Source organism: Staphylococcus sp. GDY8P196P (assembly GCF_017891705.1).
In the GTDB taxonomy this organism is placed as follows: Bacteria; Bacillota; Bacilli; order Staphylococcales; family Staphylococcaceae; genus Staphylococcus; species Staphylococcus ureilyticus.
This window is the reverse complement of record NZ_JAESJS010000010.1, coordinates 170,419-192,254: the sequence shown is the minus strand read 5'-3', so window position 1 is coordinate 192,254 and position 21,836 is coordinate 170,419. Positions and strand designations below refer to the sequence as shown.

Genomic DNA, 21,836 nt, shown 5'->3' with positions numbered 1-21,836 from the left:
GCTCCTTAGCGCCGATGGTAGTCGGACTTACGTTCCGAAAGAGTAGGACGTTGCCAGTCAAATATAAACGGAGGATTAGCTCAGCTGGGAGAGCATCTGCCTTACAAGCAGAGGGTCGGCGGTTCGAACCCGTCATCCTCCACCATTTTAATTTGCCGGCCTAGCTCAACTGGTAGAGCAACTGACTTGTAATCAGTAGGTTGGGGGTTCAAGTCCTCTGGCCGGCACCATCTTTAGAGCCATTAGCTCAGTTGGTAGAGCATCTGACTTTTAATCAGAGGGTCAGAGGTTCGAATCCTCTATGGCTCACCATTAATCAAATAACGCGGGTGTGGCGGAATTGGCAGACGCACTAGACTTAGGATCTAGCGCCTTACGGCGTGGGGGTTCGACTCCCTTCACCCGCATTTGCAGAAGTAGTTCAGCGGTAGAATACGACCTTGCCAAGGTCGGGGTCGCGGGTTCGAATCCCGTCTTCTGCTCCATTATTTTGCCGGGGTGGCGGAACTGGCAGACGCACAGGACTTAAAATCCTGCGATGAGAGATCATCGTACCGGTTCGATTCCGGTCCTCGGCACCATCTTTGAATTAAGCGCCCGTAGCTCAACTGGATAGAGTGCTTGACTACGGATCAAGAGGTTATGGGTTCGACTCCTATCGGGCGCGTAATTTAGATTGCTTCATCCTATGAAAAACGGGAAGTAGCTCAGCTTGGTAGAGCACTTGGTTTGGGACCAAGGGGTCGTAGGTTCGAATCCTGTCTTCCCGATATCTACTAAAATTCATTTAACTAAATGGGGGCTTAGCTCAGCTGGGAGAGCGCCTGCTTTGCACGCAGGAGGTCAGCGGTTCGATCCCGCTAGTCTCCACCATATTTATTGATACAAACTAAATTACAACGGCGGTGTAGCTCAGCTGGCTAGAGCGTACGGTTCATACCCGTGAGGTCGTGGGTTCGATTCCCTCCACCGCCACTATTGTTAGTTGTAAATTATACTCTGGACCTTTAGCTCAGTTGGTCAGAGCTAACGGCTCATAACCGTTCGGTCGCAGGTTCGAATCCTGCAAGGTCCATATAATTTTGGAGGAATACCCAAGTCCGGCTGAAGGGATCGGTCTTGAAAACCGACAGGGGCTTAACGGCCCGCGGGGGTTCGAATCCCTCTTCCTCCGCCATTTTAAAACAATTTAATAGTATAATTATCGCATATTTTTGGAGGAATACCCAAGTCTGGCTGAAGGGATCGGTCTTGAAAACCGACAGGAGCTTAACGGCTCGCGGGGGTTCGAATCCCTCTTCCTCCGCCATTAATATCATTATCGCGGGATGGAGCAGTTCGGTAGCTCGTCGGGCTCATAACCCGAAGGTCGGTGGTTCGAATCCGCCTCCCGCAATTACATAATTTGGTCTCGTAGTGTAGCGGTTAACACGCCTGCCTGTCACGCAGGAGATCGCGGGTTCGATTCCCGTCGAGACCGCCATTATTTTTAACATTATGGTTCAATAGCTCAGTTGGTAGAGCAATGGATTGAAGCTCCATGTGTCGGCAGTTCGACTCTGTCTTGAACCATTTTATACAAGCCGGCCTAGCTCAACTGGTAGAGCAACTGACTTGTAATCAGTAGGTTGGGGGTTCAAGTCCTCTGGCCGGCACCATTTTCATGGAGGGGTAGCGAAGTGGCTAAACGCGGCGGACTGTAAATCCGCTCCTTCGGGTTCGGCAGTTCGAATCTGCCCCCCTCCACCATTCAATTTAATAGGGGCATAGTTCAACGGTAGAATAAAGGTCTCCAAAACCTTCGATGTGGGTTCGATTCCTACTGCCCCTGCCATGGCGGTTGTGGCGAAGTGGTTAACGCATCGGATTGTGGTTCCGACACGCGTGGGTTCGATTCCCATCAACCGCCCTTATTGATTAATGGGCTATAGCCAAGCGGTAAGGCAACGGACTTTGACTCCGTCACGCGCTGGTTCGAATCCAGCTAGCCCAGTTTTATTGGCGGCATAGCCAAGTGGTAAGGCAGAGGTCTGCAAAACCTTTATCACCGGTTCAAATCCGGTTGCCGCCTCCATGAATTATGCGGGAGTAGTTCAATTTCTAGAACACGTTCCTTCCCGGAATGAGATATAGGTGCAAGTCCTATCTTCCGCTCCATTTAATTTAATATTATGCGGGAGTAGTTTAACTCTTAGAACACATTCCTTCCCGGAATGAGATATAGGTGTAAGTCCTATCTTCCGCTCCATTTAATTTATATTATGCGGGAGTAGTTTAACTCTTAGAACACATTCCTTCCCGGAATGAGATATAGGTGTAAGTCCTATCTTCCGCTCCATTATCACTTCCTGGTTGGAAGTTTTTTGTTTATAATATTGAGCCAGCGTGGCGGAATTGGCAGACGCGCGGGACTCAAAATCCCGTTCCTTTTTGGAGTGTCGGTTCGATCCCGACCGCTGGTATAATTAGTGTTTAAATAGAGAGAAAATATCTCAGAAATCCCATATTTATGGGGTTTCTTTTTTTTATGATTTAAAATGTATATGATTTATTTTGAATTCTGGTAGCTAGGTGTATATGCAGAAATTTAATGATTATATCTTAGTTTATAACTTTAAACTTAATATTGTACTTTAGTCGAAAATATAATATTATTAGTCTAATGTTATATTTGGAGGATACAAGAATGGTAAAATCAGGCACAGCTAAAATTACAGGGAAATCATTTTTTGGTAATATTTTACAAGCTGTTGGAGCAGGTGTAGTCATTGCATTAATACCTAATGCATTATTAGGTGAATTATTAAAATTTTTTAAAGAAGGTAACCAATTATTAGAGACTGTTTATCAGTTAGTAGTTTTAATCCAATCATTTATGGCATTTATTATTGGTGTTTTAGCAGCACATCAGTTTAAATTTAATGGGGCTGGTGCCACTATGATAGGTGTTTCCGCTATGATAGGTAGTGGTGCTGTTAAGATGACTGAAGGTGGATTTTTACTCAATGGTACTGGTGATATCATAAATACTATTTTAGTTGTAGTGATAGCTTGTACTTTGTATTTGTTATTACAAAATAAGTTAGGATCACTGGAAATGATTCTATTACCTGTTATTATTCCAGTTTTAAGTGGCGTTATAGGCTTGTTTACATTAGGTTATGTGACAAATGTCACTAAAGGAATCGGTCATATAGTAAACGCCTTTACAGAATTAAATCCATTAATGATGTCAATATTGATTTGTGTTACATATGCGTTGTTAATGGTTACACCAATATCTGTAGTTGCTATAGCAACGGCAATCAGTTTATCAGGTTTAGGTAGTGGTGCAGCTAATATGGGTATTGTAGCAGCTTGTGTGACATTTTTATTTGGTTCAATTAGAGTTAATGGGGCCGGAGTCAATTTAGTATTGATAATTGGTGCTGCTAAGATGATGATACCTGTTTATTTTAAGCATTTAATTATTGCAATACCGTTAATAATTAATGGAGTGATTGGCGGTTTAATCGCTTACTTTATTGGCATTAAAGGTACACCAATGTCTGCTGGTTTTGGTTATACAGGATTAGTTGGGCCGATTAATGCATTTAATCGAATGGATGGAGATCCTAACATGAATATTATTTTATTAGTATTTGGATATTTTATAATACCATTTGTTTCTGCATTCTTTGTGCATGAAATTTGTAAAAAAATGATGCGTAAATATACAGATGATATTTATAAGTTTGAGATCCCTAAACAATAATGAAATAACAAAATTTAATAGATCATAAGTTTTTGGATTTATTTGTTTTTTAGTATCATTATGTATGATTACAACAGGTATTTAACTTTAAACTGATATAAATAGTTGAAATCAAGACAATACTCAAGCACCTTCATTTTAAATGGAGGTGTTTTTTTAATATGCAGTGAATATTACTGTCATCGCACCATATCCCAAATACCATTTTATGTAATCACATTAACTAGAATTTTTAAAATTAAGAAAAATGACACATATCTCACATTGAATATTTTTGCGTTATTATGTATAATAATAAATATTATGGAAAGGGGCTAAATAGATGAAACAAATATTGAAAATAATTACCGTTTTTTCACTCCTTATAAGTACTTTAATTATTTACATAAATCCAGAAGTAAATGCTAATGAAAAAGACCAATGGCAAAAAATTAAAGAACGTGGTGAATTGCGTGTTGGTTTATCAGCTGATTATGCACCTTATGAGTTTGAACATAATGTTAATGGTAAATCAAAGTATGCAGGTATTGATATTGATATCGCAAAAAAGATTGCGAAAGATAATCATTTAAAACTGAAAATTGTAAATATGCAATTTGATAGTTTATTAGGAGCGATTCAAACTGGTAAGATTGATATCATTATCTCAGGAATGACACCGACACCTGAACGTTTAAAAGAAGTAGATTTTTCAAAACCTTATATGACAGTCGACCAAAAAATGATTATTAAAAAGTCAGAAACTGATCGTTTTAAAACAATAGAAGATTTTGCGAATAAAAAAATCGGTGTACAAAAACAAACACAGCAAGAAAAAATAGCACAAACTGAAATAGATAATGCACAAATTCAATCTTTAACGCGTGTACCTGAAGTTATAATGTCGTTAAAAAGCGGAAAAGTTAATGGAATGGTGATTGAAGGTCCTGTTGCAGAAGCATATTTAAAACAAAATAAAGATTTAACTTTTGCTAATGATGTTAAATTCAATGAAGGTAGAAAGGAAACGGCAATTGCCTTACCTAAAAATTCTCCAATACTCATGGAGAAATTAAATACTTCAATCAAAGATGTTAAAAATAAAAATTTGCTAGAAGATTATAAAGCGTCAGCTGCTGATGCAATGCAAAAAGATGACGGTAATTTCTTTACAAAATATGGTAATTTTTTCCTAAAAGGAATTAAAAACACAATTTTAATTTCTATAGTTGGTGTTGTTTTAGGAGCTGTATTTGGTGCATTGATTGCATTATTAAAACTAAGTCAAATTAAAATATTGAGATGGATTTCTTCAGCTTATATCGAATTTTTAAGAGGCACTCCTTTATTAGTACAGGTTTTCTTAGTTTATTTTGGTACTACAGCAGTATTAGGTCTAGATATCTCAGCTTTAATATGTGGTATGATAGCACTTGTTATAAATTGTTCAGCATATATTGCTGAAATAATAAGAGCTGGTATAAATGCAGTTGATAAAGGGCAAACTGAAGCCGCAAGAAGTTTAGGTCTTACTTATGGTCAGACAATGAAATCGGTTATTTTGCCACAAGCTATAAAAAACATATTACCGGCTTTAGGTAATGAATTTGTCACTGTGATAAAAGAATCGTCAATTGTATCTGTCATAGGCGTTAGTGAAATAATGTTTAATGCACAAGTTGTACAGGGAGCATCATTTGATCCATTCACGCCGCTTATTGTAGCAGCAATTTTATACTTTATACTTACATTTACTTTATCGAGAGTGATGTATTTCTTCGAAGGGAGATTGAAAGTTAGTGATTAATATTAAAAATTTATATAAATCGTTTGGAAAAAATGAAGTTTTAAAGGGAATTAATCTAACTGTGGATAAAGGTGATGTTGTTGCTATAATAGGTCCTTCAGGTAGTGGTAAAAGTACGCTTTTACGCTGTATGAACCTGCTCGAAATACCTACAAGTGGGGAAGTAGTATTTAAAGAGCATAGTTTAACAAATGAAAAAACTAAATTAGAAGCATTAAGACAACAGATGGGTATGGTTTTCCAAAATTTTAATTTGTTTCCACATAAAAAAGTTATAGATAATATTATATTGGCGCCGAGTTTATTAAAAAAGGGAAGTCAAAATGAATTGAAAAAAGAAGCAATGGATTTGTTGAAAAAGGTTGGATTGGAAGATAAAGCTAATGCATATCCATCTCAATTATCCGGGGGACAAAAACAAAGAGTTGCGATTGCTAGGGCTTTAGCAATGAATCCAGAAGTACTTCTATTTGATGAACCTACTTCAGCATTAGATCCTGAAGTGGTTGGAGATGTTTTAGAAGTAATGAAAGCTTTAGCAAAAGAGGGTATGACTATGGCAGTTGTAACACACGAAATGAATTTCGCTAAAGATGTGAGTGATAAGGTTGTGTTTATGGCAGATGGTGTTATTGTAGAATCAGGGACACCACAAAATATTTTTGAACAGCCGCAACATGATAGAACTAAAAACTTTTTAGCACGTGTTTTATAGTTACAAAATGGACCAAGATGTTATGAAAATGGATTATAGTTATTCATTCATAGCATCTTGGTTTTTTTATATAAAAATTTGAATTCTCGAATTCTCTTATTAATAATGAATGTGTTAAACTAAAGAATGTATGTTTTTAAGGTGGGGTGTAAAAAATGAATATAAATCAATTGAAACAAGATGTTATAGACTATGCACATTCAATTGGTATTGATAGTATTGGTTTTACTACTGCTGACCCATTTGATGAATTAAAACAAAAATTAGTTGATTATCATGAAAAGGGCTATGCTTCAGGATTTGAAGAACCAGACATTGGATTACGTACTGAACCCAAATTAACATTACCTACTGCAAGATCTATCATTGCCATTGCTGTTGGTTATCCTAATAAATTGAAGGGTGCACCTAGAAGTGTGCGTGGAGATAGAAGAGGTATGTTTGCTAGGGCATCTTGGGGTCAAGATTATCATTCAATCATGAGAAAACGTTTAGATAAATTAGCTGAGTATTTAGAGACTAGAGTACCAGATGTAGAAATTAAATCAATGGTTGATACAGGTGTGTTGTCAGACCGAGCTGTAGCAGAACGTGCAGGATTAGGTTATGTAGGTAGAAATGGATTTGTTATAAATCCAGATCTCGGAACATGGACTTATCTAGGTGAAATGTTAGTAAGTGTTCCTTTTCCTCCTGATGACCCAATCATTGATAGTTGTGGAGATTGTACAATATGTGTTGATCGATGTCCAACAGGGGCCCTAGTAGGAGATGGCCAACTAAATAGTCAAAAATGTATTAGCTTTTTAACACAAACAAAAGGTTATCTACAAGATGAATATCGATATAAAATAGGTAATCGTCTCTATGGCTGTGATACATGTCAACAAGTCTGCCCAAGAAATCGTGGTATCAATACACAGCATGATGATATTGTATTAGAGCCAGAAATATTAAAACCAAGGTTAGTACCACTATTACAAATGAGCAATAAGGAATTTAAAAATACTTATGGTCATTTAGCGGGCGCATGGAGAGGTAAAAAACCAATTCAAAGAAACGCAATTCTAGCATTAGCACATTTTAAAGAAGAAACTGCGATACCTGAATTACAAGAAGTCGCATTGAATGATCCAAGACCGATGATTAGAGCTACTGCTTTTTGGGCAATTGGACAAATTCAAGGAGAGCAAGCAAGATCATTTATTGAATCACACTACGAGAGTGAATTAGAGGAAGTCCAACATGAGATGATAAAAGGACTAAATATGAGGAGAGAATAAAAAGCATGACCAACCACATTGTATTATTTCAACCACAGATACCTGGAAATACTGGCAGTATCGCTAGAACTTGTGCTGGCACTTACACACATTTACATCTTATAAAACCATTAGGATTTAGTACAGATGACAAAATGCTGAAAAGAGCAGGATTAGATTATTGGGATGCAGTAAATATCAATTATTATGAAAATATAGAATCGTTTTTTGAAACTACGGAAGGTAAATATTATTTATTAACTAAGTTTGGAGAAAAAACTTATTCTGATTTTGATTTTACTAATGAAGATGAAAATCATTATTTTATTTTTGGTAGAGAAACGACGGGCTTACCTGATTGGGTAAAGGACAAATATAAAGATACAACTTTAAGAATTCCCATGAATGATAATATAAGATCATTAAATTTATCCAATACTGCTTCTTTACTTATTTATGAAGCATTGAGACAACAAAATTTCCCAAATTTACATTAAAATCTATATTAATCAATGAAAAACGACTTTGACATTTGTATAATATAGTTAAAGCTAAAAGTGAGTATTTGAAAATTTAGTTGATTATTAAAATTAAGTAGTTTATGAAGATAGCTTCAAGGGTATTATTATAAATAATGCTAGAACGCGTCTTAAAAGATTAAGAGGAGTGTAATAACTATGGCAATGAACTTTAAAGTTTTAGAAAACGAAAAAAGTGTAGCAGAATATGCTGCAGATATTTTAAGAAAACAGTTTAACAATAATCCAACTACGATAGCAGGTATCCATTTATCTAATGATAATGCACCAGTATTAGATGAATTAAAGAAAAATGTAGATGATCATGCAGTAGATTTCAGTCAAATTAATATATTAGATTATGATAGCAATAAATCATATTATGAAGCGTTAGGCGTACCAGAAGGCCAAATATATGGTGTTTCATATGGTCAAGATACGGAGTCATTTATAAGTGATAAAATCAAAACTAAAGAAAATAAAGGTAAATTGATTACACAAATACTTTCAATTGATACAAATGGTAGACTTAATGTAAGTATTAATCATGGTCTATTTTCTGCAAGAGAAGTAATTTTAGTGATTACTGGTAGTGAGAAAAAAGATGTTGTGCATAAATTATATGAAGAAAATGGTAAAACTTCTTTTGAACCATCTGATTTAAAAGCACATCGCATGGTGAATGTTATTTTAGATGAGGCTGCTGCTGAGGGTCTTCCTGAAGATGTTCGTCACTATTTCACTGCACGTTTCGCATAAAATTCAAAATGTGAGGTGTAACCAATGGCTAATGACAATGTAAATAAAAAGTCTACCAACCATGATGCAGAACCGCAAAATGAAATGGTTGATGATTTTGAAGATATTGTAGAATTGGGCAAAGAAATGGAACAAATTTCAGAAGAAAATGATGAAGATAAATTAGATAAATCACATGATTCTAACGTACGTTCAGATTTAGATAATTAAGTTAGTGAGTTTATTTAGTAAATGAAAAAATTGAAATAAAGTTTAAATTGTTCGTCAATACGTGTGATTTACAATAAAAATTATTAATTCGTTTATAAATACATGGAAGCGTGTAAGTGATGATCAAATATTAAAATTTGATGTCCTACTCGCTTCTATTTTTTTTAAAATGTAATCATTTTGCCACGTTATTAGCATGTGGTTATATGAATATTAAAAAAACAATGCCAACATAAATTTGATTATGTTATTATTAAGTCATTATTTGAATTTAAGGAGTTATCATTAATATGTTAAGTAACTATTGGAAATATCTCATGATATGTGCGGTAATTGTAAATTTAATTTCTATAAAAGGATTTCCTATGGCCATTGGTGCAATATATTTACCAATCTTGTTTAAAATTATTCAATTACAAATCAACTTGTCACATGGTCTCGTAGATAAAGTCAATGCTTCTACATTTGTAAAAAGTAATCAAACTGGAATCATTATTAGTGTATTGTGTTGTATTGTTATAACAGTATTATTATTTAAACCGCTTGGTGATTTTTATAATAGTTTAACTGGGTTTTTAGGACTTCTTATCACAGTTAGTCCTGTAACAATGATTATTGGTGCAATACTTTTAATTTTAACTGCAATAGGTATAATACAAGCAGCAAAGATGAAATTTAATGATGTAACAATTACAAAATAATAATGAATGATGTTTAAAACCAGAGACTAAAATTAGTTTCTGGTTTTATTAATAGTTAGTAATTAATTGTTTGAATGTACAAATCAAAGTAAATAATCAGATATTTTTCAATGTAATGAAAACGCTATATTAAAGAGATTGCCCAGTTAAATTAATTAATGCTATACTAAAGTTAAATACATATTGAAGGGGAGATTTTTAAATGTCAGTTAGAATTGAACATGATACATTTGGTGAAATTGAAGTACCTGCAGATAAATACTGGGGTGCACAAACAGAAAGAAGTAAACGAAACTTTCCAGTTGGCAAAGAACAAATGCCAATTGAAGTTGTTTATGGATTTGCTCAATTAAAAAGAGGGGCAGCATTAGCCAATCATGAATTAGGAAAACTAAGTGACGCAAAAAAAGATGCTATTGTGCATGCATGTGATCGTATCTTAAACAAAGAATTAGATGAACACTTCCCATTAGTCGTTTGGCAAACTGGAAGCGGTACACAAAGTAATATGAACGTCAATGAAGTAGTGAGTTATGTAGCGAACATGTATCTCAAAGAGCAAGGTAGCGATGAATCAATACATCCAAATGATGATGTGAATAAATCTCAAAGTTCAAATGATACTTTCCCAACTGCGATGCATGTTGCACTATATAATGAAATTGAGGTAAAACTTGAACCGGCATTAAAATCATTACGTGATACTTTTAAAGAAAAAGAAGAAAAGTTTAATGAAATTATTAAAATAGGGCGTACTCATTTACAGGATGCTACACCTATTCGTTTAGGCCAAGAAATAAGTGGATGGCGTTATATGTTAGATAAATGTGAAACATTACTTAGTGAATCAAAAGCCCATATTTTAAATTTAGCAATCGGTGGTACTGCAGTAGGTACCGGTATCAATGCGCACCCAGAATTTGGTGATAAAGTTGCTAAATTTATTTCAAAAAATACAGGGTATCCATTTGTATCATCTGAAAATAAATTTCATGCATTAACTGCACATGATGAAGTCGTTCAATTACATGGTTCACTCAAAGCATTAGCTACTGACTTAATGAAAATTGCAAATGATGTGAGATGGTTAGCGTCTGGACCACGTGCTGGGCTTGCTGAAATTTCTATACCAGAAAACGAACCTGGTTCATCTATCATGCCTGGTAAAGTCAACCCAACACAATGTGAAATGTTGACGATGGTTGCAGTTCAAGTTATGGGAAATGACACAGTGGTTGGCATAGGTAGTTCACAAGGGAATTTTGAATTAAATGTCTATAAACCTGTTATCTTGCATAATACATTGCAGTCTATTTACTTATTGGCAGATGGCATGCAAACATTTAATGATAATTGTGCAGTAGGCATAGAACCAATTGAAGAAAACATTGATAATTATTTAAATCAATCACTAATGTTAGTAACAGCATTAAATCCTCATATTGGTTATGAAAAAGCTGCTAGCATAGCTAAAAAAGCCCACCGTGAAAGTTTAACATTAAAAGAGTCGGCTGTTCAATCTGGATATTTAACTGAGGAACAGTTTAATGAGTGGATTAAACCTGAAGATATGGTTGAACCTAAGTAATTTTAAAAAATAAAGGAATATCAATATCTTTGATTAGCGAAGAAACGTCAATTTCTATTGAAATTGACGTTTCTTCATTTATAAAAGTTTTCAATTACGCTAAACTATTTTTTATATTTATTAGCACCATTATAGAATTACATTTTTTGTTTACTTCTAGGTTAGAGTTAATAATATTAGGGTTTAAGTTATCATTTCCTAAATATAATCAAAAACTGATTAATAGTTTAAAGTTTACCAATTCTGTTTAAGTCTTCAGCTAATATGATATCGGTCTTCTTATTGAAAGAATGCGTAAGTGTCTACATTTATTGTGACTTTTATTAACAACAATGGTGTGTGTACGATAAAATCTATAAAAAGAATTAGAAATGTAACTTTACATATTTAGATTTCATCATCTAAACTAACTGAAATTTTTTCTTGTGTTAAAGGATGAATAAATTCTATTTTGTAACTATTTAATTGAAGTTGTCTTAACGTCGAATCACCATATAATGGGTCACCGATAACTGGATGTCCAATTTCTGCTAAATGTACACGTATTTGGTGTGTTCTACCCGTATCTAATTTCAAATCGACTTCACATACATTTTCTTTAACCATGCGAGAAGTTAAAATATGTGTAATGGCAGATTGACCTGTAGTAGACACTCGGCGCTTATTCGAGTGAAATTTATCTTTACCTATAGGTGCATCGATGGTTTGTGGTTTTATTGGTAATAAGCTATGTACGTTTGCCTTATAGATACGATCAATTTTATTTTCCTCTAACATACGGTCGAGGATTTTTTTCATTAAAGGATTTTTGGCAACTATTAAAAGACCAACTGTCTCTTGATCTAAGCGATGTATTGGTTCTACATAATCGCTTTTAATGGTATATATCACATGATTCATTAATGTATTACTTTCTTTTAAATCATTGGGATGCGTTTTAACCCCTTTAGGCTTCATAACGATGGCTAGATCATTGTCTTCATAATAAATTTGTGCAAATCGATAGCTTGGTAAATAATTACTCTTTTCATCTGGTGTAGGAATATAAACATGGTCGCCGGCATGTACTTGTGACGTAAGTTTTGCATTTTTATCATTGACTTTAATCTCTTTTGACATATTTAAATTGTGTAAATCTTTTTTTGGCAATTGTAATTGCTGGAAAATTTCTCTTAGTGTTAATGCATTATAATTTTCTGGGATTTGAAATTTCATAATATCCTCCTCTTTGACCAATTATTATCATACCATAAACACGCTGTTAAAAATATTAGACCTTGCGATTGATTTAATAATTTTTCATATTATTTAAGTCCATTTAAAAAGGAATTATTTATCTATTTTTAAATGCTTAACAAACTTGTATAATGTATGTAAATAGTGTTGTTAAAGAATGGACTGGTTAAATGGAAAAACCGACTAGATTAGCATTATTAAAAGAAATTGCTGAATTTTTAAATGAAGAAACAGAAACATATAGTATGCTACAAGGCGCATTGAAATCATTAATTGATGGAAGTGAATTTACAACGGGATGGATTTTTTTCATTGATGATGTGGGGCAGCATGAACTCGTATCATATAATGGTTTGCCAGGCGCATTGGAAAATAACCATTGTCAGTATATGCGAAAAGGAACGTGTTGGTGTGTTCAAGCATATCAAAATAAGAAATTAACGAAGGCTTCAAATATTATAAATTGTTCGAGAATTAATTTAGCGAATCGAGCTTATCATGAAGAAACTGATGGTATTACACACCATGCTACAGTTCCATTAAGATCTGGTGAAGAGCAATTTGGATTACTCAATGTTGCAACGCCTTATACGAGGAGATATAGCGCAGAAAACTTAGAGTTGTTAGAATCTGTTGCATTACAAATTGGATCAGCGATTAAAAGGATTTTGTTAACAGATCAAGAAAAAGAAGCTGCGCGTATTAGTGAACGCAATAGATTAGCAAGAGATTTACATGATTCTGTAAACCAAATGCTTTTTTCTGTTAAGTTGACAGCACATGCAGCATTAGGGATGACACAAGAAAATGTTTCTCGTAAAGCGTTTCAAGTGATTGAAGATACGAGTCAACAAGCAGTTAATGAAATGAGAGCTTTGATATGGCAATTAAAACCCGTTGGATTAGAGCAAGGATTGGTTAATGCGTTAAAACAGTATAGTAAGTTACTACAGTTAGAGTTAGTCGTTAAAGTAGATGGTTTGATTAAACTACCAAGTCAAATCGAGGAAAATGTTTATAGAATTGTTCAAGAAGCGATGAATAACACAAAAAAGCATAGTGAAACCACTCAAGTTCGATTAGATTTAGTTCAAGATGATAATTATTTATTAGTTACGATTGCTGATTTTGGAAAAGGTTTTGATAAACATAAATCAAACCTTTATCACTCACATGGTTTAAATAATATGAAACAACGGACTAAACAGATAAGTGGTAATTTGACAATTGAAGGTGAACCAAACAAAGGTACAAAAATTCATATCTCAATACCGTTATAAAGTGTCGAAAGGAAGGTCAAGATGAATCAAATCATTTTGGTAGATGATCACCATATCGTTAGGCAAGGTTTAGAATTTCTATTATCAACAGTTGATGATATAGAGGTTGTTAAAGGTTTTTCAGATGGCAAATCATTTTTAAAATATTTAGAAGCGCATGAATTACCTGATATCGTATTATTAGATTTAGTGATGCCCAATATGAATGGAATAGAAATCACTGAAATTATGAAGCAAAAATATCCAGAAGTTAAAATATTAGTGCTAACCAGTTATGTAGACGATGAACATGTGATTTCGGCAATTGATAAAGGCGCCGATGGTTATGAAATGAAAGATGTTGAACCTGAGAAGTTGATTAAAACAATTAAAAACGTGCTGTCAGGTGAAAAAGTTATCCATCCACAAGCTCAAAGCGTTATGGAGTCAGTAAGTAGTAAACCGCACTATACAAATAAACTATCTAAACGTGAATCTGAAGTCTTGACAGAAATGGCAAAGGGTAAAACAAATAAAGAAATTGCGGAAACTTTATTTGTCTCAGAAAAAACTGTTAAAACCCATGTCAGTCACATATTCGCTAAATTGCAAGTATCTGATCGCACACAAGCGGCGATTTATGCTATGCAGAATAATCTTATATAAATTATTAGATGTTATGTAAATATTATTTTACATAGCATTTTTTTGTCGTGTATATACTTTTGTTTCAAAATGTATAATATTACTATATAATGTAGCTAATAAACATAAAGGGGGATGTTGTTATGAAGACTAAAAATCTTTCATTGAAAATTGTTATAGCGTTAATACTCGGTATAGCAATAGGGTCTATATTTAACATGTTTGCTCAATCAAGTTTTGTGATCAACGTTGATAAATATGTCTTTAACGTGATTGGGCAAATTTTTCTGAATTTAATTTTCATGTTAGTAGTGCCTGTTGTGTTTGTTTCAATTGTATTAGGTGTAGTAGGGGTAGGTGATCCTAAATTATTAGGTGGTATTGGGTTAAAAACGATTAGTTTCTTTTTAACTACTACTGCAATAGCAATTATAATTGGGATTACTTTAGCTTTAGTTTTACAGCCGGGTGAGGGGAAATCAGATTTATTAAAAAGTGAGGATGTATCAAGTTATCAAAAAACATTAGATAAAGAGGATAATTCACAAAGTTCTGCAGCCAATCAATCATTTGATCAAACATTGATTAATCTATTTCCTAAAAACCCGTTACAAGCTATGAGTGAAGAAAATATGTTGCAAATTATTACATTTGCTATTTTCATTGGGATAGGTTTGATTATGGTTGGTTCGAAGGCTGAAGGGGTATACCGGTTATTTGAGCAAACCAATGAAGTTTTAATGTATATTGTAACGATGATCATGAGCGTGTTTGCACCTATTGGTACTTTTGGTCTTGTTGCACATGCGTTTACAGGAGCAGGGTTTGGAGCTATCCAACAACTTGGTATGTATTTCTTTATAGTGTTGCTTGCGCTATTTATCCATTTCTTTGTTATATATGGTTCAGCAGTGAAGTTTATAGCTAAATCAAGTCCACTGAAATTCTTTAAAGATTTTCTTCCGGCAATTACACTTGGTTTCAGTGCTTCGAGTTCTACAGCCACTTTACCAGTGTCGCTTAAATGTACTAAGAATATGGGTGTTAGACCAGAAGTAGCATCTTTTGTACAACCTCTTGGCGCTACAATCAACATGGATGGTACGGCAATCATGCAAGGTGTTGCAACGATATTTATTGCACAAATATCTGGGGTAGAGCTTTCATTTATGCAAATTATAACTGTTGTAGTCATCGCTGTAATAGCATCCATTGGTACTGCAGGTGTCCCTGGGGTTGGACTGATAATGTTAGCGATGGTTTTAAATGCCGTTGGATTGAATCCAGCAGCAATTGGTATTATCTTAGGTATTGATAGATTGTTGGATATGACGAGAACATCTGTCAATATTACAGGTGATGCTGCATGTGCACTAATCATTTCAAAAGCTGAAGATAAAAAATTAGCTGCTAAAAATGAAAGTTAATTAAATAAGAGATATAAATTAAAGATATTTAAAATTTGAGAGTGGCCCTAACATTGAAATATGCTGGCCACTCTTTTTTGTGATACGTGAGAAGTGTGGCAAATGAGTTGTTGATTTATAAAAATTTTTTTCTTAAAAAATAAACCATCACTATGATAGTTTAGTATTAGATTAACCTGATAGATGACTTATTAAGAATGAAGTACATTGTACAATTCTACAAATTTTTTACCATCTTTTCTAGGAACCTGATCAAATAGCCAAGGCTCTCCATCAGACTCCATAATCGTTATTCTAAAAGGAGTTAAAGATAGACCAAATTTAACACTTTGAAGTTCATTAAAAGGGAATAAACTTTTGATTTCATGATTTTCAATTATTCCTTTTGCTTTAAACGTAATTTTATCATTATATAACGTCAATATGCCTGGAATCATTTGCGCATTAATAAATTTCATAGAAGCACTGATAGAAATTAGTTTTGTTAAAGAATGATTATTCAAAGAAACATCCCCTTAAAATTTGTTTTAGTTAATATATCATTTTGCATAGTGTTATTCAAATTCGTGTTCATTAACAAAAAAGAAAAGTAGTGAATGATATCTATATTTCAACTGATATCAATTCACTACTTATTTGATGAACTACATTTTAATAAGCGCGATTATTTTAACGTGTCGTAATAAAGTTAAATAGGGGTGTAACCTTTAAAATTTACATATTGATAGGCCTGTTTTACTTCAGCCTCGGTAGGTGCTGTTATTTGATCTAAAGCATAAGTTAAACCTAGTGATTGCCATTTATGCACACCTAATTGGTGATATGGCAGTATTTCAAAGCGCTCAACGTTGTCGAGTGAATTTATAAATTCGCCTAACCGTATCAAATCTTTTTTATCATCTGTGAGACCTGGCACTAGTACATGTCTTATCCAAACGGGTTGATTTTTAAGAGAAAGTGTTTTAGCAAAGTTTAATATATGTGTATTAGGTTGGCCAGTTAATTTGTTATGTTTCATATTATCAATATGTTTAATGTCTAATAATATTAAGTCTGTAAACTTTAGCAAAGCATCTAATTGTTTTTCAAAAGTATGTGTATTTTTCGCTGTACCAGCTGAAGTGTCAATGCAGGTGTGAATATCATGTGCTTTTAATGATTGAAATAAGGCGGTTAAAAATTTGATTTGTAATAATGGTTCACCGCCACTGACTGTTACGCCCCCACCTGATGCATCGAAATATGGTTTGAAAGGAGTTATTTCATTTACCATTTCCTCAACTGTGACTGCGCGTGTATAATCATTTATTTTCCAAGTATCGGGATTATGACAGTATAAACATCTTAATAAACACCCTTGAGTAAATAATATATATCGTAGTCCTGGACCATCAACGGTACCCAAACTTTCAACAGAATGCAAATGTCCTTTTAGCATATAGCGGCCACCTTAAATTCAAATTACATTTTTTCATGGAAAGTACGTGAAATAACATCTAATTGTTGTTCGCGTGTTAATTTAATAAAGTTAACCGCATAACCAGATACGCGAATCGTTAATTGTGGATATGCTTCAGGATGTTCCATTGCATCTAGTAACGTTTCCCTATTAAACACATTAATGTTTAAGTGGTGTCCGTGTTGCATAGCATAGCCATCCAACATACTTGTGAGATTTTTACATTGATCATTACTTTCCTTACCTAGTGATTTTGGAACGATACTAAATGTATTGGATATGCCGTCTTTACAACAATCATAAGGTATTTTTGCAACTGTACTTAATGATGAAAGTGCACCTTTTTGGTCGCGTCCATGCATTGGGTTTGCACCTGGTGCAAAGGGTTCTCCGGCTTTACGTCCATCTGGTGTATTTCCTGTCTTTTTACCATATACTACATTTGATGTTATCGTTAACACACTCATCGTATGTTCTGAATTACGATAAGTTTTATGACTACGTAATTTTGTCATAAAGCGCTCTACAAGGTCGATTGCTAAATCATCAACACGTGCGTCATTATTACCATATTTTGGGAAATCACCTTCGATTTCAAAATCTGTTACAACGCCATTTTCATCACGAATAGGTTTTACTTTTGCATATTTGATTGCAGATAATGAATCTGCAGCAACAGAAAGGCCAGCTATACCTGTAGCCATTGTTCTAATGATATTTGTATCATGCAGTGCCATCTCAATACGTTCATAACTATATTTATCATGCATATAATGGATGACATTAAGTGAATTAATATATACTCCAGCTAACCAATCCATCATTTTATCAAATTTTTCAAATACCTCATCGAAGTCGAGTACTTCTGATTTTATACTTTCATATGATGGTCCGACTTGTTGACCTGATTTTTCATCTATGCCACCATTGATCGCATATAATAATGTTTTTGCTAAATTAGCACGAGCACCAAAAAATTGCATTTGTTTTCCAATCGTCATAGCAGATACACAGCATGCAATACCATAATCATCACCATAAGATTCTCTCATTAAGTCATCATTTTCATATTGAATTGCGCTTGTTTTTATACTCATTTTTGCACAATATGTTTTAAAATTGTCAGGTAGGCGAACTGACCATAATACTGTGAGGTTTGGTTCAGGTGCTGGACCTAAATTATCTAGTGAATGTAAGAAACGGAACGAGTTTTTAGTTACTAATGCACGTCCATCAATACCTACACCTCCAATTGATTCTGTTACCCAAGTAGGGTCACCAGAAAATAATTCGTTATAATCAGGTGTTCGAGCAAATTTAACGATACGTAATTTCATAATAAAATGGTCAATGATTTCTTGTACTTCACGTTCTGTAATCAATCCATTGTTTAAATCTCTTTCAGCATAGATATCTAAAAATGTTGAAGTACGACCTAAGCTCATAGCTGCACCGTTTTGTTCTTTAATTGCGGCTAAATATGCTAAGTACAACCATTGTACTGCTTCTTTAAAGTTATAGGCTGGGCGACTTAAATCAAATCCATAAATATTACCTAATGTTTTTAATTCATTTAATGCTCGGTATTGTTCAGACAATTCTTCGCGTAATCGGATGACATCTTCTGACATTTCTTTAGACATATTGTTGAAATCTTCCATTTTTTTCTGCATTAGGAAGTCTACACCATATAAAGCGACTCTGCGATAATCTCCAATAATACGTCCACGACCGTAGGCATCTGGAAGTCCTGTAATAATTCCAGCTTTTCTACAATTTAGCATTTCTTTTGAGTATGCATCGAATACACCTTGATTATGTGTTTTACGATAATCAGTAAATATTTTTTCAGTTTCACTATCTAGGTCATAACCATACGCTTCGCAAGCTGCTTTTGCCATACGAATGCCACCAAAAGGTTGCATCGAACGTTTGAATGGTTTATCGGTTTGGACCCCAACAATGCTTTCTAATTCTTTATTTAGATAACCTGCCTCGTGAGAAGTGATGGTAGAAGGAACTTTTGTGTCCATGTCCCACATTCCACCGCGATCACGCTCTTCTTTAGACAATTGCATGACTTGATCCCAAAGCTGAGTTGTTGCCTCTGTAGGACTTGCTAAAAATTGATCATCACCTTCGTACAATGTGTAATTGAGTTGAATAAATTCTCTTACATCTACATGATGTTGCCAGCGACCTTTTTTAAAATCATTCCATGCTGTGGATTGCATATTATTTTCTTTTAACATATCATTACCTCCAAAAGTATGTTATTTTTTTCACAATAATTATATCATTTGTTTTGTTAAAAAAATCACAAAGTTTTTGAATAATTTTAATCTAAAATGTGAAAGCTTTTGGAATCTGTATTAAAAAGTAATACACTTAATATCAATTGTAGTTCTGTTATAGAACAGTTTTTAATGTGTATATAATGATATGTCATATACAAAACAATATATAAAGTAGATTGGCAAAAGTGTTTAGTAAAAAGTGAAAACAACCATAAATTAAAGTTAAGTAGTGTTGATAGGTTGAGGAATTATAATTATTTAATAGCACAACTTAACGAAGACGCGTTGATATACTATTAATTTTTTAAGAAGGGATATTGTAAAAGTTAAAATTAAAGAAAGTAAGTAAGATGCTTAAAAATATCAAAGTTTCTTTTTAAAGTTGTTGAGATTGCGTTACACTTCGAATAAAAAGACCTGAGGCAGATATCGGTCTCAGGTCTTTTAAAGTTTTTAATTAAAAACAATAGTCTTACTACTCGCAGTGACAATTACCTTATGGAGCACATGATATTCGACAGCTTGAGCTAACACACTTGATTCAACATGCCGACCAATTTTACGTAAATCTTGTACATTGTACCGATGATTAATTCTTATAACGTCTTGATCTATGATAGGGCCCTCATCTAAATCAGAAGTAACATAATGACTTGTTGCTCCGACCAATTTGACACCGCGTTCCCATGCTTGTTTATAAGGGTTAGCACCTATAAATGATGGTAGGAATGAGTGATGAATATTGATGATTTGGTTTGGATAGTGACTGACAAAATGGTCGGATAGTATTTGCATGTATTTTGCTAAAACAATGAGTTCAACTTGATGCTCAGAACAAACATCTAGTATTTTTCTTTCCACAATCGCTTTATCTTCGTTGCTCGGTATGTAATAAAAAGGGATATGAAGCGTTTCTGCGAATTGTCTATTGTTTTCGTGATTGCTAACGATACACACAATTTCAGCAGGCAATTCATTTCTATTAACACGTAATAAAATTTCATTGAAAGCATGGTCTTCCTTGGAAACAAAAAGTGCTAATTTTGTATGTTGCTGATCGTCAAATAATTTAAAATCTATTTGATGTGTTTGTAACGTCGCTTCCAAATCCTCTTTCAATGAAGGCACATTTTCAAATTCCAATCGTAAATATAATTGACCTGTATCATTTGATGAATGGTCATATTCTGTAAAATGGTCTAAGTGAAGAATATTAGATTGATATTGAGCGATTTTTTTAGTAATTAATGAAGTAATACCGACTTTATCTGTACAAGTTGCAAGTAATATATATTTCTCTGTCATTTTTTTACACCTCAATTATTAAAGTAACCCTGATTATAATGAAAATTCTGAAAAATGTAAATAAATGATTAATTTCTATTATTTAAGGCAAATGGTATGCCAAAAAGTAAAATTTAAGATATAATAATAAATGGTGTTTTTATATCAAAAGAGTAATAAGTGAAAAATATAATCACATTTCATACTTGTTATACGCTTACAATAAAAGTACTAAAAATGTTTAAGTTAATTATAAGATATAAGATTGATTATTTAGATAATTTCGCAAATAACAAAAAACAACGAAAATATCATTTCGCTCTTTTATTTTATCGCAAATTGTATTAAGATGTAATTTGTGTTTCAAGAAACGTGTATTATTGCAATTTCTTGTGTCCGGATAAAATATTCTTTTATGAAAGGTAGATTAAAGTAATGGATAGACAGAGTTTTACAGATTTAATTCAAACAAAATTTAAAATGGTGCGCATCGAAGCGGGTTATACGCAAGATACGATGGCACAAACAATTGGTCTTTCAAAAAAGACACTAGTACAAATTGAAAAAGAGAGAGTATTGCCAAACTGGACAACATGTGTGTCAATTTGTGCATTATTTAGAGATTCTGATGTTCTAAATAGTACTTTCGGATGCGACCCATTAGAAATGGTACAAACAATTTCACGTAACCATTGTGCGTATCCAAATCATTCGACAACAAGTGATATATATTGGAACACAGTTGATACGCGTAACGGCTATATTTTACAAAGCAACAAAGTAAGTGATATCTACCGTGTACTAAATCAGGAAACACAACCTATTTTTGGTACTTCTAAATTAAGAGAAGCTGAAACATATTTTGGTAGAGTTTCTAAAGAAGAATTAATGCACGTATAAATAAATGTACTGTGTGATAGAAGAATCATTATTTAT

Annotated in this window: 18 protein-coding genes and 26 tRNA genes; 39 read left to right on the top strand and 5 right to left on the bottom strand. The window is 33.6% G+C overall.

The genetic code is table 11. The annotated features are described in order from the left end of the window. Positions 1-69 precede the first annotated feature (69 nt). From KA814_RS07915 to fumC, 35 genes are all read left to right on the top strand, one after another. Positions 70-145: transfer RNA gene (locus KA814_RS07915), tRNA-Val, on the top strand. Positions 146-154: 9 nt separating this feature from the next. Further along, positions 155-230: transfer RNA gene (locus KA814_RS07910), tRNA-Thr, on the top strand. 6 nt (positions 231-236) lie between these two features. Beyond that, positions 237-312, top strand: a tRNA-Lys gene (locus tag KA814_RS07905). 13 nt (positions 313-325) lie between these two features. Then, positions 326-407 (top strand) — tRNA-Leu (locus KA814_RS07900). Positions 408-410: 3 nt separating this feature from the next. Beyond that, a tRNA-Gly gene (locus tag KA814_RS07895) sits at positions 411-485 on the top strand. A gap of 7 nt (positions 486-492) precedes the next feature. Further along, positions 493-581: transfer RNA gene (locus KA814_RS07890), tRNA-Leu, on the top strand. A 12-nt stretch (positions 582-593) separates the two neighbouring features. Continuing rightward, a tRNA-Arg gene (locus KA814_RS07885) sits at positions 594-667 on the top strand. A gap of 29 nt (positions 668-696) precedes the next feature. After that, positions 697-770, top strand: a tRNA-Pro gene (locus KA814_RS07880). A gap of 27 nt (positions 771-797) precedes the next feature. Next, positions 798-873: transfer RNA gene (locus KA814_RS07875), tRNA-Ala, on the top strand. Between the two features lie 28 nt (positions 874-901). After that, positions 902-975: transfer RNA gene (locus KA814_RS07870), tRNA-Met, on the top strand. 26 nt (positions 976-1,001) lie between these two features. Next, positions 1,002-1,075, top strand: a tRNA-Ile gene (locus tag KA814_RS07865). Positions 1,076-1,084: 9 nt separating this feature from the next. After that, positions 1,085-1,177: transfer RNA gene (locus KA814_RS07860), tRNA-Ser, on the top strand. 39 nt (positions 1,178-1,216) lie between these two features. Beyond that, a tRNA-Ser gene (locus KA814_RS07855) sits at positions 1,217-1,309 on the top strand. 13 nt (positions 1,310-1,322) lie between these two features. Beyond that, positions 1,323-1,396, top strand: a tRNA-Met gene (locus KA814_RS07850). Between the two features lie 11 nt (positions 1,397-1,407). Next, positions 1,408-1,483: transfer RNA gene (locus KA814_RS07845), tRNA-Asp, on the top strand. Positions 1,484-1,499: 16 nt separating this feature from the next. Further along, positions 1,500-1,572: transfer RNA gene (locus KA814_RS07840), tRNA-Phe, on the top strand. Positions 1,573-1,582: 10 nt separating this feature from the next. Then, positions 1,583-1,658 (top strand) — tRNA-Thr (locus tag KA814_RS07835). Positions 1,659-1,665: 7 nt separating this feature from the next. Beyond that, positions 1,666-1,749: transfer RNA gene (locus KA814_RS07830), tRNA-Tyr, on the top strand. 11 nt (positions 1,750-1,760) lie between these two features. Further along, positions 1,761-1,834, top strand: a tRNA-Trp gene (locus KA814_RS07825). A 2-nt stretch (positions 1,835-1,836) separates the two neighbouring features. Continuing rightward, positions 1,837-1,909: transfer RNA gene (locus KA814_RS07820), tRNA-His, on the top strand. Positions 1,910-1,921: 12 nt separating this feature from the next. Beyond that, a tRNA-Gln gene (locus tag KA814_RS07815) sits at positions 1,922-1,993 on the top strand. Positions 1,994-2,000: 7 nt separating this feature from the next. Further along, positions 2,001-2,074: transfer RNA gene (locus KA814_RS07810), tRNA-Cys, on the top strand. Positions 2,075-2,082: 8 nt separating this feature from the next. Beyond that, positions 2,083-2,157 (top strand) — tRNA-Gly (locus tag KA814_RS07805). Positions 2,158-2,173: 16 nt separating this feature from the next. Continuing rightward, positions 2,174-2,248, top strand: a tRNA-Gly gene (locus KA814_RS07800). A 15-nt stretch (positions 2,249-2,263) separates the two neighbouring features. Next, positions 2,264-2,338: transfer RNA gene (locus KA814_RS07795), tRNA-Gly, on the top strand. Between the two features lie 41 nt (positions 2,339-2,379). Continuing rightward, positions 2,380-2,462, top strand: a tRNA-Leu gene (locus KA814_RS07790). Between the two features lie 224 nt (positions 2,463-2,686). Continuing rightward, positions 2,687-3,754 carry a PTS sugar transporter subunit IIC gene (locus tag KA814_RS07785; protein ID WP_046207642.1) on the top strand — a complete coding sequence of 356 codons (1,068 nt, stop codon included), beginning with the start codon at positions 2,687-2,689 and terminating at the stop codon, positions 3,752-3,754. A gap of 322 nt (positions 3,755-4,076) precedes the next feature. Beyond that, positions 4,077-5,540, top strand: a complete 1,464-nt coding sequence (locus KA814_RS07780; protein WP_064208783.1) for an ABC transporter substrate-binding protein/permease — start codon at positions 4,077-4,079, stop codon at positions 5,538-5,540. Then, positions 5,533-6,255 (top strand): amino acid ABC transporter ATP-binding protein, encoded by a 723-nt coding sequence (locus KA814_RS07775; RefSeq protein ID WP_064208784.1) that lies wholly within the window; start codon positions 5,533-5,535, stop codon positions 6,253-6,255. Before KA814_RS07780 ends, KA814_RS07775 begins: the two co-directional genes overlap by 8 nt. A 155-nt stretch (positions 6,256-6,410) precedes the next feature. After that, positions 6,411-7,538 (top strand): tRNA epoxyqueuosine(34) reductase QueG, encoded by a 1,128-nt coding sequence (gene queG / locus KA814_RS07770; protein ID WP_046207639.1) that lies wholly within the window; start codon positions 6,411-6,413, stop codon positions 7,536-7,538. Between the two features lie 5 nt (positions 7,539-7,543). Next, positions 7,544-8,014, top strand: a complete 471-nt coding sequence (gene trmL / locus KA814_RS07765) for a tRNA (uridine(34)/cytosine(34)/5-carboxymethylaminomethyluridine(34)-2'-O)-methyltransferase TrmL (protein WP_210122714.1) — start codon at positions 7,544-7,546, stop codon at positions 8,012-8,014. 180 nt (positions 8,015-8,194) lie between these two features. Then, positions 8,195-8,794, top strand: coding sequence for a sugar phosphate isomerase family (locus tag KA814_RS07760; RefSeq protein WP_046207637.1), 600 nt, complete (start codon positions 8,195-8,197; stop codon positions 8,792-8,794). 24 nt (positions 8,795-8,818) lie between these two features. After that, positions 8,819-9,004, top strand: coding sequence for an SAS053 family DNA gyrase inhibitor (locus KA814_RS07755; RefSeq protein ID WP_064208785.1), 186 nt, complete (start codon positions 8,819-8,821; stop codon positions 9,002-9,004). A gap of 290 nt (positions 9,005-9,294) precedes the next feature. Then, positions 9,295-9,705 (top strand): hypothetical protein, encoded by a 411-nt coding sequence (locus tag KA814_RS07750; protein ID WP_046207635.1) that lies wholly within the window; start codon positions 9,295-9,297, stop codon positions 9,703-9,705. Between the two features lie 202 nt (positions 9,706-9,907). After that, positions 9,908-11,293, top strand: coding sequence for a class II fumarate hydratase (fumC, locus tag KA814_RS07745; protein ID WP_064208786.1), 1,386 nt, complete (start codon positions 9,908-9,910; stop codon positions 11,291-11,293). A 387-nt stretch (positions 11,294-11,680) separates the two neighbouring features. Here the strand turns inward: fumC and KA814_RS07740 are convergent, their stop codons facing one another. Continuing rightward, positions 11,681-12,508, bottom strand: coding sequence for an RluA family pseudouridine synthase (locus tag KA814_RS07740; RefSeq protein ID WP_064208787.1), 828 nt, complete (start codon positions 12,506-12,508; stop codon positions 11,681-11,683). 191 nt (positions 12,509-12,699) lie between these two features. Here KA814_RS07740 and KA814_RS07735 point away from each other — a divergent pair, with 191 nt between their 5' ends. From KA814_RS07735 to KA814_RS07725, 3 genes are all read left to right on the top strand, one after another. Continuing rightward, a complete protein-coding gene (locus KA814_RS07735) occupies positions 12,700-13,809 on the top strand; it encodes a GAF domain-containing sensor histidine kinase (RefSeq protein ID WP_046207632.1) in 1,110 nt (369 codons plus the stop codon). A 21-nt stretch (positions 13,810-13,830) separates the two neighbouring features. Further along, a complete protein-coding gene (locus KA814_RS07730) occupies positions 13,831-14,454 on the top strand; it encodes a response regulator (protein ID WP_046207631.1) in 624 nt (207 codons plus the stop codon). 122 nt (positions 14,455-14,576) lie between these two features. Then, positions 14,577-15,860 (top strand): dicarboxylate/amino acid:cation symporter, encoded by a 1,284-nt coding sequence (locus KA814_RS07725; protein WP_046207630.1) that lies wholly within the window; start codon positions 14,577-14,579, stop codon positions 15,858-15,860. Between the two features lie 191 nt (positions 15,861-16,051). Here KA814_RS07725 and KA814_RS07720 read toward each other — a convergent pair whose 3' ends face one another. From KA814_RS07720 to purU, 4 genes are all read right to left on the bottom strand, one after another. Further along, positions 16,052-16,363, bottom strand: a complete 312-nt coding sequence (locus tag KA814_RS07720; protein WP_245335667.1) for a hypothetical protein — start codon at positions 16,361-16,363, stop codon at positions 16,052-16,054. 185 nt (positions 16,364-16,548) lie between these two features. Beyond that, entirely contained in the window at positions 16,549-17,298 is a 750-nt protein-coding gene (pflA, locus tag KA814_RS07715; RefSeq protein WP_046207629.1) for a pyruvate formate-lyase-activating protein, read from the bottom strand. Between the two features lie 23 nt (positions 17,299-17,321). Continuing rightward, positions 17,322-19,571, bottom strand: a complete 2,250-nt coding sequence (gene pflB / locus KA814_RS07710) for a formate C-acetyltransferase (RefSeq protein ID WP_064208789.1) — start codon at positions 19,569-19,571, stop codon at positions 17,322-17,324. Positions 19,572-20,069: 498 nt separating this feature from the next. Continuing rightward, complete coding sequence (gene purU / locus KA814_RS07705; RefSeq protein WP_064208790.1) at positions 20,070-20,921, bottom strand: formyltetrahydrofolate deformylase; 852 nt, start codon at positions 20,919-20,921, stop codon at positions 20,070-20,072. A gap of 414 nt (positions 20,922-21,335) precedes the next feature. On the opposite strand from purU, the gene xdrA reads away from it, so the two are divergent. Continuing rightward, positions 21,336-21,800, top strand: a complete 465-nt coding sequence (gene xdrA, locus KA814_RS07700) for an XRE family transcriptional regulator XdrA (RefSeq protein WP_019468125.1) — start codon at positions 21,336-21,338, stop codon at positions 21,798-21,800. Positions 21,801-21,836 lie beyond the last annotated feature (36 nt).

Excerpts from the sequence above, each read along its gene's own strand:
- xdrA (WP_019468125.1), top strand. The coding sequence starts at position 21,336 with ATGGATAGACAGAGTTTTACAGATTTAATTCAAACAAAATTTAAAATG.
- queG (WP_046207639.1), top strand. The coding sequence starts at position 6,411 with ATGAATATAAATCAATTGAAACAAGATGTTATAGACTATGCACATTCA.
- trmL (WP_210122714.1), top strand. The coding sequence starts at position 7,544 with ATGACCAACCACATTGTATTATTTCAACCACAGATACCTGGAAATACT.
- KA814_RS07750 (WP_046207635.1), top strand. The coding sequence starts at position 9,295 with ATGTTAAGTAACTATTGGAAATATCTCATGATATGTGCGGTAATTGTA.
- KA814_RS07785 (WP_046207642.1), top strand. The coding sequence starts at position 2,687 with ATGGTAAAATCAGGCACAGCTAAAATTACAGGGAAATCATTTTTTGGT.
- KA814_RS07740 (WP_064208787.1), bottom strand. The coding sequence starts at position 12,508 with ATGAAATTTCAAATCCCAGAAAATTATAATGCATTAACACTAAGAGAA.
- purU (WP_064208790.1), bottom strand. The coding sequence starts at position 20,921 with ATGACAGAGAAATATATATTACTTGCAACTTGTACAGATAAAGTCGGT.
- KA814_RS07735 (WP_046207632.1), top strand. The coding sequence starts at position 12,700 with ATGGAAAAACCGACTAGATTAGCATTATTAAAAGAAATTGCTGAATTT.
- KA814_RS07780 (WP_064208783.1), top strand. The coding sequence starts at position 4,077 with ATGAAACAAATATTGAAAATAATTACCGTTTTTTCACTCCTTATAAGT.
- KA814_RS07760 (WP_046207637.1), top strand. The coding sequence starts at position 8,195 with ATGGCAATGAACTTTAAAGTTTTAGAAAACGAAAAAAGTGTAGCAGAA.
- KA814_RS07730 (WP_046207631.1), top strand. The coding sequence starts at position 13,831 with ATGAATCAAATCATTTTGGTAGATGATCACCATATCGTTAGGCAAGGT.
- fumC (WP_064208786.1), top strand. The coding sequence starts at position 9,908 with ATGTCAGTTAGAATTGAACATGATACATTTGGTGAAATTGAAGTACCT.
- KA814_RS07755 (WP_064208785.1), top strand. The coding sequence starts at position 8,819 with ATGGCTAATGACAATGTAAATAAAAAGTCTACCAACCATGATGCAGAA.
- pflB (WP_064208789.1), bottom strand. The coding sequence starts at position 19,571 with ATGTTAAAAGAAAATAATATGCAATCCACAGCATGGAATGATTTTAAA.
- KA814_RS07725 (WP_046207630.1), top strand. The coding sequence starts at position 14,577 with ATGAAGACTAAAAATCTTTCATTGAAAATTGTTATAGCGTTAATACTC.
- pflA (WP_046207629.1), bottom strand. The coding sequence starts at position 17,298 with ATGCTAAAAGGACATTTGCATTCTGTTGAAAGTTTGGGTACCGTTGAT.